Genomic DNA, 12653 nt, shown 5'->3' on the forward strand with positions numbered 1-12653 from the left:
GTGTATATACTTTCATTTTTAAATCGATAGTATTATTTCTTCTCACCAAAGGCTTCCTGCTGACGTTCCACCTCCTTTAACTTAAGTGCATTTAGCTCTCGTTTTAACTGATCAAGCTCTTTCTGCAAGTCCTCATCGCCCGGCTTATTATCGGATTGAATCTGCACAGCATGATCGTGACGTTTGGCCCACTCCTGCAGATTGTACAACTGCTTATGCAGAGCATCCACACTAGAGAAAGTCAGCTCGGCGCTCATGGGCATCTGACTGCCTTCCAACAGTACCGAGGCCTTTACGGTAATGCTTCCGGCAATGGTTGATGATTGCACCAAAATGGGTGCGGTACCCCAGTTAACCGGTCGCGGATTGGCCATGATGGAGGCATCACCTACTAACTTACCTTCACCTTCAATGGCAAATTTCACGAAGTAATTATTCAGTCGTTTAATGTTACCGTCCTTATCAGCAACGGCTGCTACCACGGTTACACAATCCGAGCCATCGGCCTGAAGGGCAACATCCTCGTCATCGAGCCACAACAACAGTTGTGAAGGACGACGTGCCGGCGCGACACGATGGCTGGCTACCTTTTTGCCTTTAATATATCCATCGGCCTGCATATATACCTCGTGCTGTTTGCGATCGCGCGACAGCGCCTTGTCCTCCATGAAATCAAAAACATCATCAAATACGATAATTGGATTGGGTATGCCCTCAGCTTTCTTTTCTTTCGTATAACAATACTCCTTACCATTCTCAAACACCTGCAATCGTACTTCATCACAATTGGAATATACCGTGACATCGGGCGATGAAAAAGGCGTCATCTCATGGGCGATAAAGACAATGGGACCTGTTTCGGCCATAGCCTCTCTATGCTGCGCATCGCGCTGGGCCTTGAAAAGTGCATAAGAATATTTAGGCTGACGAAAGGCATCCATGATACCCCCGTAGAAAGGATCGGGATGATAGCCCCGCTGGTGATCGAAGGAGTGCCACAAGGCGCCTCCCACATGCTGACGCGTGGTACGATGCAGGGCATCAAAACAGGTATAGGTATAATCCGGTTTGGCATAATGATTGGCCTGAATCAGCATGGCCTGCTCGCCCCAGCTCTTGTTTACCCGGCTGGGTGAGTTATGCGAATTCCAGTCATCCACATTATCGCCCCACTCACGAGTGTAATAGGTCTTATTGGGGTCGATGTGCTCCAGTGCCCAATTTTTATCGCCGGTTGGCGGGTGACCAAATAATATATCGAAGTGCTCATTGCCCCGTGCCTCAGCATCACAGGCACAATAGCACCCCGGATAAGGATACTCCTCTTCCACAATGGCACGCGTATTTTTGGCAAAATCATCGGGGTACCAGGTCTCGTTAAGTATCGGCTCCCACAGCCAGATGGAAGCCCGGTTACGATCGCGGCGCACCATGTTGCGAATATCTTGAAAAACACGTTTTTCGAAGATAGGATCATCGTTCCAGAACTGCCATCCCGGTGTGTTCACAATCACAAATAAGCCCAGTTCATCGCAGGCATCCATAAAAGCCGGATCCTGCGGATAGTGAGCGTTACGAATGACCTTAAGCCCCACGTCGCGCAGTTTCTTGGCATCGCGCCAATGCAAGCTGTTAGGCAGGGCATTGCCCAGCACGGCAAAATCCTGGTGACGGTTGGCGCCCATGATGGGCTGTGGGTAGGGTTTTCCGTTGAGCCAGAAGCCGTCCTGCCCTTTGAAGGCTATGCTACGAATACCCACACGCTGCCGGTAACCGTCGATCACTTTCCCTGCTGCATCTTTCACACGCACCTGCAAGTTATACAGGTAAGGTGTTTCGGGCGACCACAAATGCGGCTGCTGCACCTTTATTATCCGGCTATTGTGTCGGGCTTTGCCACCCCGCACAGCGATGGCTTCCAATGAACGCGACACCACATCACCCTGCTTATCCACAAGGGTATATTCAAGGCTTCCTTTGAAAGACTTCTTTAGTTCGTTGCGCAAGTGAGCTTTTACATGAATCTCGGCCGACTGCTCACTTACTTTATCAAAGGCCACCAATAAGCCACCGCCGGCAGTCTGATCTTCGTAGTTAGGATCGGTCAGGTAGGTATGGTTATGCGCCACCAGCCAGCAATCGCGGTAAATGCCTCCAAAATAAGCAAAATCAAGGGTCTCCTGCTGCTTTCCCGGTGGGTAAAGCGGGTCGTTACTATTATCGGCCAATACGGCCACCACATTATCGCCTTCCCAGTTGATGTGGGGTGTAACATCAGCGATTACCGGCAAAAAACCTCCGAAATGAGCTGCTACCTGATGACCATTGATCCACACCTTTGATTTGCCCATAATGGCCTCGAAGTGAAGGAACAACTTCTTGCCTTTGAGCAGTGGGTCGGGCGTAAAATGCTTGCGGTACCATACCTCCCCCTGATAATTAACACATCCACTGGCCTCGGTAGGCAAATATTCTATGCCATGAGGCAAGGCCACCACGGGCCATTGTGTATCGTCAAAGTCCTCCTGATAAGCATGAAGGCTGGCACCTTTAAAAAAGCGCCAGCCTACATTCATGGAGTACACATCACGGCCGCTATCATCCAACTGAAAGAAACCGGCCGTGGAAAATTCGGGTATGTCTTTGCCCTGTGCGCTGATAGCAGCCCAAAACAGGAGCAGTACAATCATTAACCTGTGTAACATCCTAATTGATTTTTTCTAACTATTTGTATTGATATACATTATATGCTTTTGAGGTACCTTTAATGCGCAGCACAACAACCCCGTGTGCAGGCACATCGAAGCAAAGACTCTCGTCATTCATCGACTCTGAGGTTTGCTTGGCCCATAAATCGCGATACGTATAACCTTTGTCAGCTTCAATACCCACAGCCTCCAGATCGAAGGTCATAGACTGCTCTGACTGTGTGCGGTTAAGCAAGGCCACAGCCACCTCTCCACTCATGGTTGATCCCAGCGGCTTACCCCACACTTCCAGCTCACCCTGATCGATCAAACGACGTGCCTGATAGCATAAAGGATCCTGGTTGAGGGCAATCACCTCTTTATTGGTTAATATCTCCAGGGTTTCTTTCGACATAGTGCTTAGATCATTACCGGCCATCAAAGGTGAGTTCATCATGCTCCACATCGAAAAGTGCGCCTTGTCTTCTTCATAAGTCATACCACGACCTACCTGCAACATATCCATATCGTTGAAATGACCCGGCGAGGCATGCTTCCACAGATCGGCATTCAGGTCGATGATGTGAAGAATAGAGTGAAACTCGTTATGTATATCACCCGATATACGCCACGAATCGGCAATAGCAGTGGCCCATATACCTGGAAATTCCCAGCGACAAATGTTGTAAATCGTACCTGGTTTAATTTCTTTGATGAGGGTGGCAATTTCGGTGTAACGTGTTTCCTCATCAAGGCCTAACCAATCGCCACCGCACCAATCTACTTTAAGGAAGTCATAACCCCAGTCTTTCAACATGAGAGTAAGATCCTGACGATCGTGACCATAAAGTCCCATGCCCACACCAATGGTATCTTTGTCCCAGTAGGAAGCACAAGTGTTGATACCCGCGTCCGAGTAAATACCGGCCTTCAGACCTTTGCTATGGATATAATCGGCAACTACCTTCATGCCATTGGGGAAACGCGTGGGATGCGGGATGATATTACCCAACGAATCGCGTCCGCCAAAAAATCCATCGTCGATATTCACAAAATTATAACCTGCATCCTTAAGGCCGCTGGTGACCATGGCATCGGCCTGCTTTTTAATGATATCTTCCGATATATTCACCCGGTACTGATTCCAGCTGGCCCACCCCATTAAAGGCGTCAGCTGCTTCTGTGCTGATTGATCCACTGCTTCCTGCGCGGGTTTCTGACAACATCCGGTTGCCAAAAACAGGGCTGCAGCCCAAACAAATAGTTGTTTCATTTTTATTATTTATTGAATATTAATTTCATCTTCCCCAGCTGAGAACCAGGCTCATTGAAAGCATACTTGATGCGATATAGTTTTTACCTGCTCAGCATTTTTAAAAAAGTACAATTTACTTTTATTCCTCTAAAAAAGCACTTTTTTTCCGAACACACACGTATTTTAGAAAATTTCTGACCTGCTATTCGGCATATTCACGTTTCTCAACAAAGAGCATTCCACGAGGCTGTCGACGCCAAAAACAAATACGCTTATCAGCCATTGGATACTAAGACTTCTCAATTCTGATAAATAATGCCTCGTTCTCCCCATTAACATTTATAGTTAAAGACTTAGCATCATACTTATCTTTTCAGAACGAATTACCTTTCCACCCTGGCAGATGCTTACCTTGTATCTTCCTTTATGAACGGCCCTTAACTTAAGCGAAAGCCTGCCCTTCTTCAGATTAGCAGCCTCCGGATTGATTTGGGGGAAATAAACCATCGCCAGGGTTGCGCCTCCGTCCACATTCAAGTGACTGATTTTACATGCTTCTGCCGCACTCGTTAAGTAAACTGATCCCGGCCCGGGCAATCCTTCGTAAATTATATCTTCATTAAGCCGTATATTCTCAAACATTGTGCTCATGAGCAATCGGGCTCCTGAAGTATCGGCCAACTCTTTGCGTACCTCGCCATAACAATAAACACCAAAGCCCTGTCCACCGCGCTCCAGCGTATGCATCACAAAATTGGTGTAATCACGGGCACTGTTAAAACGTCCAATACCAATTTCGGAGGGTATTAAAAGCGGCAGCTGATAGTTATAGCGCCCGAGATTATAATGTTGATCCAGGCCATCGAAAGCCTGATAACCCCATTGCTTATAGAACATGGTACCAATGGCATCCAGATTACCATCGCCATAAGTGGCTGCACTGGTACCGGTCATACTTACCCTTTCTACATCGCCGGCTTCTGCCTGTCCGGCATCCAGGTTAAAAGACAATATTTTATAGGGGTCGCCTTCGTGATAGGCCGATGTAAATTGCTGCCACCACCAATTCATAGCTTCCCGTTTAAAGAGTGCATAATCACTTTTATTGGTTTTAAGCTTCCAATCCTCATACAAGGCTGCTGTTACCGGATTATGATCACTCTCATCTAAAAAACTAAAACCTTCCTCGTTTCCAATTTGTACGCCAATGAGCGTTTTGCTATGTCGATAATGCACTGCAAGACGATACAGCATGCGGCGGATACGGTAAAATACTTCGGGATGGCCGTAAACATGCAAGGGTCGAATACCGTCTTTTTTTACCACATCCTCTATGGTGTTAAACACCATTCCCTTACGTTTGGGCCATTGCATAGCGTAGTTTTTACCATCTCTATCATCCAAATGAAAGGTCCATGCCGTTTCAGGATTATGCGAAGGAACTCCGTTAAACTGAGCATGTAAGAAGAGAATCCACTTCAGTTTAAGACCCTGGCGCTGTGCGGCCTGCTCAATTGAATCGGCAAAGGTAAAATCAAATACATTATCGGATTTTTCTATGTCTTCCCAATGTAACATTACATAAGCCGTATTGGCACCCATGGCGCGCATGTCGTCAAATACTACATCATAGTCAGTGTTCGGATCATAGCGGGTATCCCAATAACCGGTTTCAATGGCCTTAATAAAAAACGGCTCCATCTTGCCCTTTTCGCGCGTCATCAATGCTACTTTACGGTTAGGCAAGCGTACGAGGGCACTATGCGCGTCCACGCTATCCCTATGTTCATAATCGGTGATAAGGGCCGATAAAGGCGCTCGTGCCTCCATAAATTGCGGCACCTCGCTTAGCTGAGCATTAAGCGGAAGCGCTAAGGAGAGCAGTAAATATATTCTTACAAAAATTTTCATAGTCCAACAATTAGTTAAATTAAAAAGGGGGAGAACAATCGATTGCTCTCCCCCTTGGCTATTTCGTTAATTAACTATTATGCTTTCAAATTGAGCCTCTTAGTTAATATCAATCGGTCCCTGATCGGCAACTGTTGGCCATCCCGGATTCTGATAGATCACAGAAGTACTTGGATCTGCAGGATCCTCAGCCGTATTACGGAAGTGTACAATGGATATTGGGTTCAGGTAATGAGCCGCAGTCCAGTTGTAACCTACACCATACATCAGGTTGGCTGATTTATTGATGATTTCGTAAGGACGCAGATAAGTGCTTCTTTCGGGAGATGACACATTAGCCACATCGCTACCATCAGCTACTAATTTATCGTAACCTTCATGAATACCTGACTCCCACAAGTTAAATCCTTCGGGCATCCAGTTCTGCACCTGGTCAAGAGCACGCCAGCGCTTCAGATCATCCATACGCAGACCTTCCTGCATAAATTCTACACGACGCTCGCGACGGATGTTGTACATCAAGGCTGATACTTGTTGACCTGCCGAGTAAACTGCCCAATCGCTCTCCTGATTCAAGTCGGTTGCTCCCACAGTTGTTTCATAAGATGCATCAATACCGGCACGTTCGCGAATAGTGTTCCAGTAAGCAGCAGCCTTACCATCAATGCTGTTACCACCGTTTTCAATACATGATGCCTCAATGTAGTTCAGATAGGCTTCAGCAGCTCTGAAAATAGGAGATCCTTCTGAGTTCTCATTCCAGTCGCGACTCCAGTTATTTGAAAGACCTTTACGCAGCTGATAACCGGTAACAGCACGTGTCTCTTCCTTATCAATAATATTAGGTAGCGTAGACAGCGTATCCACGAAATCAACCTGTCCTTCGGTTAGCACCTCGTTGGGTGTCATCATGAACATTTGCAGACGCTCGTCACGGCTATCACGCACATTCTCCAAAGAAGTATCGCCTGCATAGCCACTACCCGCAGCATAGATAGGCAGACCATTCTCCATCACAAAAGTCTCCACAAACTGACGCGAGAAACCGGAGTTACCTCCACGGCGCAAGTAAAAAGTACTTGAATGAATAATATTCATATTCACATCGTAATCTCTCCAAAAAAGGATTTCTGAATAAGTTTCCATGTCATCGGCACCAAATTGAGCGAAATACTCGTTGCTCATCTTTTCAGCTCCATCGGCCCACACATGGTCGTTAACCGCCAACAGATCCTGATCAGCTACTTCAGCAGCAGCAGTCTTACACTCGCTTAGGAAGAAAGCAATTTCGGCACTTGCATTGTACTCTACCTGTCCACCAGGATAACCGGGGCCATTAGGAACAAATGCAGTATTAGCATGATAAGTTTCCCAGCTGGCCTCGTAAAGTGCTACACGCGACTTCAGCAACAAGGCAGCGTTACGTGTAATACGATTCTTACCACCTTCAGGCTTATCTTTCAGCAGTTCAAGAGCTTCGTCCAGGTCCTCCAGAATAAAGCGGGCTACTAAATGGCGCGGTGCACGCTTACTGGCTTCAGCCAATGGTCCCTGCTGATCAGGAAGTGTAGTTTTGATAATTGGGAAATCACCCAAAGCCTTTAACTTACCAAAGTAATTCCAGGCACGCAGGAAAAATACCTCGCCAATATAGTGCTCTACCATTTGCTGGTTACCTGTTAGAGTACCGGCCTCAAAACGGGGCAACACAGTTTCCAAAAAGTAGTTACACTGATAGATATCGCCAAAATACCATGGATCTCTCGAATCATCATTATAATGGTCGGGCACCTTCCACTCACCCGGTATCCAGCGTGTGCTGTACGATGAAGTAACCTGGTTATCGGTATGGTTATCGCCTGCCCAAATTCCTAATCCAGCACCTGCGTGGGTTGTGAAGTTATAGCGTTTTAAAGCATAGGCTCCCAAATCGGCGTCAGTCCTCAGATAAGTATCTGGGGTTACCTGATCAATGGGCTCCCGGTCAAGAAAGTCGTTACAGGATGACATTAGCACCACAGTAACAAGTGACAGTAATGTATATTTATTGAATAATTTCATTTTCTTTTCGATTAAAAATTAACACTTAAACCTGTTGAAATCACTCGGGTTAACGGATATGAACCTGACCCGGTATCATTGAGTCCAAGTCCCAATGTCTCAGGCTCGATACCATCAGGTAAACCGGTTACGGTGAATAAGTTGTCGGCAGAGAAAAAGATTCTCAGTTTTGAAATACCTACTTTTTCCGACAGGTTGGTGAATGTATAACCTAACTGTAAGTTCTTCAAACGCAGGTAAGCAGCGTTTTCAATGAAGCGTGTTTGTATCTGACGGTTTTTACTGGAACCGGTAAGGCGCGGGAAATAGGCGTCCTGGTTGGCACCCATCCACTCAGCATCGGCCGGACGATAGAAGTCCATATTACTTGTAAAAGCTGCTGAGTTCCAAAGACCTCCTGCATTACCCCAGTACACGAGATTACTGGTACTAAATGCCCAGTCGCGCTTGGCCACACCCTGGAAGAATAAACGCATATCAAAACCTTTCCAGGCAGCGTCCAGATCCACACCAAACTTAAAGCGTGGTGTTCTGTTACCTAGCAGGCTCAAGTCACCCTTATCATTGATCGTGGCACCTTGTGAGATTCTTCCGTCATTATTGATGTCGGCATACATGATGTCACCTTCACCCCAGTTTGAACTCGGCCCTATGGCGTTTTGGCCACCCGCGGGCAAAGAATTGTTGTGCTGTTCCATCTCCTCCTGCGACTGTGCAATACCAATAGTCGTTAAGCCCCAGATTTCGCCCAGGTACTGTCCTTCGCGCAAGGTTGAGAAAGAACCACTCTTGTTGGGGTACTTTAATACTTTCTGACGGTCATCAGATAGTAACACACGCGCTCCGTAGCTAACGTTACCAATAACATCTCTCCATCCCATATCCAGCTCAAAACCGGCGGATTGCATATCTGTATTATTCATCTTTGGCACATCCGTACCCAGTGTTGCAGGCAACTCAGGTGCAGGACCTACCATGTCGATGGTTTTACGCACAAAATAATCGAAGGCAACGGTAAATCGGTTGCGAAACATACCTAAATCCAGACCTACGTTCCACGACTGCATGGTTTCCCATCCCAGGTTGGCAGAAATAAGACTCGGTGCGCTCGCTCCGTTCTGACGCTCACCACCAATCAACCAAGTGTTCTGAGGTTTATCTGAAGATGGGTAGACATTCATCAACTGAATATAAGGATACAGGTTTACTGTATTTTGGTTACCCAGTTCACCCCATGAACCACGCACCTTCAGGGTATTAATGATGTCGGTATAATCCTGGAAGAACTCTTCACGAGCCACGTTCCAACCGGCTGATAATGAAGGGAACCAGTTCCATCGTGAGTCACGACCGAAACGTGAAGTACCATCATAACGCAGGTTCACCTCCAACAGGTAACGCTCGGCATAGTTATAGTTAATACGTCCGAAGAATCCGGCGGTAGCCCAGTGATTAGCATTACCATTGGCCAATTCTGTACCCATGGCGGTATTAATGCTAGGTACCTGCTCGGTAATTAAATCTTCTTTAGTAGCGCCTACGCGTCTCCACTGATTCAGTTCACTCTGGAAACCTACCATACCTTTGAAAGTATGATAATCAACGGCTTTAGTATACTCCGAGTAAATGTTAGTATTGAAGAAGTTGGTGCGTCCGGCGTTGTTTTCAATGCTGTTTTTCTCAACAACATCGTAATATACGTTACCATCCACATTGTACTTAGGTACTTTGTTACGCTGGTTTTCCTGGAAGCTGTTGATGGTTTTATAGTTCACCTCAGCAAAGGTTTTCCAGTCTTTTACAGGCTCAATCACAAATTGAAGCTGCTGTGTTACCCAATCGGTCTGACCCACATTATTACCACCTACCATCAACTGTTTCGTCAACTCGGTTTGCAGGTTACCGTTAGGATCGTACAAGGCTTGTGTAGGCCAGCGACGCATGGTGTTGTAATAGAACAAATCGTTGTTAAGCATGTAAGGCTGATCCAGATCTTTACGCATAAAACGCATGCTGTAGTTAGCCTTTAACCAAGGAGCAATCTCAGTATTTAACTTTGCTGAGAAAGTGCTGCGTTGCATACCTTCATCGCCATAACGAACAATACCGTTCTGATCCATAAAGTTAGCCGAAAGGTAATACTGTGTTTTTTCAGTACCGCCATTCAAACTTAGTGAGTGCTCCTGCGAAAATCCTGTTCCGCCAAATATCTCATCCAGCCAGTCGTTGTTAGAGTTACCAACCCACCACCAAATACTTGGTGTGTTCTTGTCAGGAATCGTAGTTGTATTAATCACACCATTCTGATAGTCCTGAATACGCTGTAGATCTTCCTCGGTAAAGAAGCCACCCTGACCGTCGTTGGCACTAATCTGGTTTAGGAATTTAGCATAAGTGTATGAATCCGCCATTTCAGGCATATTCACTGCCTTCGACCAACGGAAGTTATTGTTATAGTTTACATTCAGCGAACCACTGGTTCCTTTTTTGGTCGTGATTAAAACCACACCGAAAGGAGCACGCGATCCGTAAATAGATGAAGCTGCCGCATCCTTCAATACCGAAATACTTTCAATATCGTTGGGGTTCAGCATGTTCATATCTCCTTCCACGCCGTCGATTAACACCAGCGGTGAAGCATTGGATACATTACTATCCAGGGTACCTGTACCACGGATATTAATATTCATGGAGCTACCAACTTTACCACCCTGGTTACCATAGCTAAAGTTCATACCGGGAACAATTCCCTGCAACGCTTGTGTTACATCGGCTACCGGACGTGATGATAGTTCCTCAGAGGTAACATTAGCAACCGAACCGGTTACGTTTACCTTCTTCTGGCTACCGAAAGCAACCACTACCACTTCGTCAAGTCCTGTTGTTTCCTCCACAAGTGTTACATCAATCACATTGCGGCCGGCCACTTGCACTTCCTGCGTAGTAAAACCAATGAACGAGAACGTTAAGGCGGCATCAGCAGAACTCACCTCAATAGTGTATGAACCATCGAAACCTGAGATAACACCCCGTGTTGGGTTTATTTTTTCAAAAATGTTAACTCCGGGTAATGGTTCTCCGGTATGGTCTTTTACAAAACCTTTTACCACCACTTGCTCTTGCTGTGCCTGACGCTGTGCAGTAACAGTCTCCGCTTTGTCAACAATAACATAGTAGTTCTCGATTACCTTATAGGTTAAATCATTGCCAAGCACCTGAGATAAAACAGCTTCCACTGTAGCATCATCAGCATTAACCGATACAATTTGTTCAGGATTCAATTGCGAGTTGCTAAATGCAAAACGACAGTCTGCCTTGTTTTCCAACTGAGTAAACAAGTCCTGAATAGAAATGGCACTTTTTTGAATGGTCACGCGCTTGCCTTGCGAAAAGCCGGCGGCCGAAATTGCCATAGACCCACAAATGAGAAATACGCTTAATAATTTCATCACACGAAAAATTTTTCCAGAACGAGAAATGCTATGCAAACCCCGATCAATTGGTACTTTTTTCATAAATTTGCTTTTACTTGAATTAATAATTATTAGTTCACCATTAAAAGCGGATAATTGGCCAGAATTATCCGCTTTCTCTTTTTATTTATTATTGTTTAATAATCACTACTGTATCATTTGCCATTCGGTAATTCATATTAATCACCTCACTAGCTATATTGAGCAGATTGAATAATGTTTCTTCCTTTCTCAACTTTAAAGTCAGGCGTTCATTATTAAAATCCTTCGCATTATAATTCACTTTCACCCCATACCATTGCTCAATCTTTCTCGCAACAGCCTGTATGTCATCATTGTTAAACACTAACACTCCTTGTGTCCACGCAATATCGATGCCTGGTTGAAATGTTTTTTTGCTGAGCACGGATTTACCTTTTTTATAGATGATTGCTTCACCCGGCTGCAGCACCATCGACGACTTTAAATCATTAACTTCAATACTTCCTTCCACCAACATGGCTTCCGAGAAGTCTTCGTCCTCATGATTTCGCACCATAAACTCAGTACCCAAAGCCGTTATATAAAGAGAGTCGGCCTGCACTACAAAGGGCAACTCGGTATTTTTATTCACTTTAAAAAAAGCTTCGCCCTTTAGTTCAACTGATCTATTTTTATAGGCATAAGCAGTGTTATAAGAAAAGCTCGATGCTCCGTTGAGCAACACTTCTGTTCCATCGGGCAATGTAAAATGCACCCGATTCCCTTTCTCACTGCTTACAATCATATTTTGCGGCACCTCCGCATCGCTTTGTTTCAGCAACATCATAAAGGCGGCACCCAGCAATGGCAATAGCAATATCGCAGCTGCAAGCCGATAGGCACCCCACAGACGGCGCAGCACAGGTTTTTGCACTACTACAGACTCACTTGCACCTGATTCCTCCCATTTATCCTGAAGGTAACGATCCAGCTCGCTATTATCGCCCACCTGATCCAGCCAATCTTCCAGTTCGCTCAATTGCGGTTCTGACAGATAGCTTGAAGTGTAGCACTGCTTAATTTTTTCGTTGATATGTTCGTGATGCTTGCTCATCTATTGGGAATACGTTTATGGTTGGATAATCTATTACGCCAATTTTACATTTTTTTTACTTTTTCTTAACAGTCACCCGTAACACGCAGTATTACAGGATAATAAAAAACATAGAGGCTATAGTTTAATAATGCGTTGTAAAACCGATTAGTTGTTGATAACATAGGTCTATTTTCAAAAACCTTTCCTTA

At 45.4% G+C, this 12653-nt stretch carries 6 protein-coding genes; all 6 read right to left on the reverse strand.

The genetic code is table 11. The features are described 5' to 3' along the window. Nucleotides 1–32 precede the first annotated feature (32 nt). Nucleotides 33–2705 (reverse strand): glycoside hydrolase family 2 TIM barrel-domain containing protein, encoded by a 2673-nt coding sequence (locus tag ACRD7A_RS10745; RefSeq protein WP_430811004.1) that lies wholly within the window; start codon nucleotides 2703–2705, stop codon nucleotides 33–35. A 19-nt stretch (nucleotides 2706–2724) separates the two neighbouring features. Continuing rightward, nucleotides 2725–3960 (reverse strand): glycoside hydrolase family 27 protein, encoded by a 1236-nt coding sequence (locus ACRD7A_RS10750; RefSeq protein ID WP_430811003.1) that lies wholly within the window; start codon nucleotides 3958–3960, stop codon nucleotides 2725–2727. 327 nt (nucleotides 3961–4287) lie between these two features. Beyond that, complete coding sequence (locus ACRD7A_RS10755) at nucleotides 4288–5853, reverse strand: hypothetical protein (RefSeq protein ID WP_430811002.1); 1566 nt, start codon at nucleotides 5851–5853, stop codon at nucleotides 4288–4290. Between the two features lie 99 nt (nucleotides 5854–5952). Beyond that, the gene (locus ACRD7A_RS10760) at nucleotides 5953–7914 is read right to left on the reverse strand and encodes a RagB/SusD family nutrient uptake outer membrane protein (RefSeq protein WP_430811001.1); all 1962 of its coding nucleotides are present in this window, start codon (nucleotides 7912–7914) and stop codon (nucleotides 5953–5955) included. 11 nt (nucleotides 7915–7925) lie between these two features. Continuing rightward, entirely contained in the window at nucleotides 7926–11429 is a 3504-nt protein-coding gene (locus ACRD7A_RS10765; protein ID WP_430811000.1) for a TonB-dependent receptor, read from the reverse strand. Between the two features lie 88 nt (nucleotides 11430–11517). Further along, nucleotides 11518–12462: a FecR family protein gene (locus ACRD7A_RS10770; RefSeq protein WP_430810999.1), complete on the reverse strand. Its 945-nt coding sequence runs from the start codon at nucleotides 12460–12462 to the stop codon at nucleotides 11518–11520. Nucleotides 12463–12653 lie beyond the last annotated feature (191 nt).

Origin of the sequence: Carboxylicivirga longa (assembly GCF_050589825.1) — a bacterium.
Classification (GTDB): Bacteria; Bacteroidota; Bacteroidia; order Bacteroidales; family Marinilabiliaceae; genus Carboxylicivirga; species Carboxylicivirga longa.

Coding starts and splice junctions, on each gene's coding strand:
- ACRD7A_RS10745 (WP_430811004.1), bottom strand. CDS start 2,705: ATGTTACACAGGTTAATGATTGTACTGCTCCTGTTTTGGGCTGCTATC.
- ACRD7A_RS10750 (WP_430811003.1), bottom strand. CDS start 3,960: ATGAAACAACTATTTGTTTGGGCTGCAGCCCTGTTTTTGGCAACCGGA.
- ACRD7A_RS10755 (WP_430811002.1), bottom strand. CDS start 5,853: ATGAAAATTTTTGTAAGAATATATTTACTGCTCTCCTTAGCGCTTCCG.
- ACRD7A_RS10760 (WP_430811001.1), bottom strand. CDS start 7,914: ATGAAATTATTCAATAAATATACATTACTGTCACTTGTTACTGTGGTG.
- ACRD7A_RS10765 (WP_430811000.1), bottom strand. CDS start 11,429: ATGAAAAAAGTACCAATTGATCGGGGTTTGCATAGCATTTCTCGTTCT.
- ACRD7A_RS10770 (WP_430810999.1), bottom strand. CDS start 12,462: ATGAGCAAGCATCACGAACATATCAACGAAAAAATTAAGCAGTGCTAC.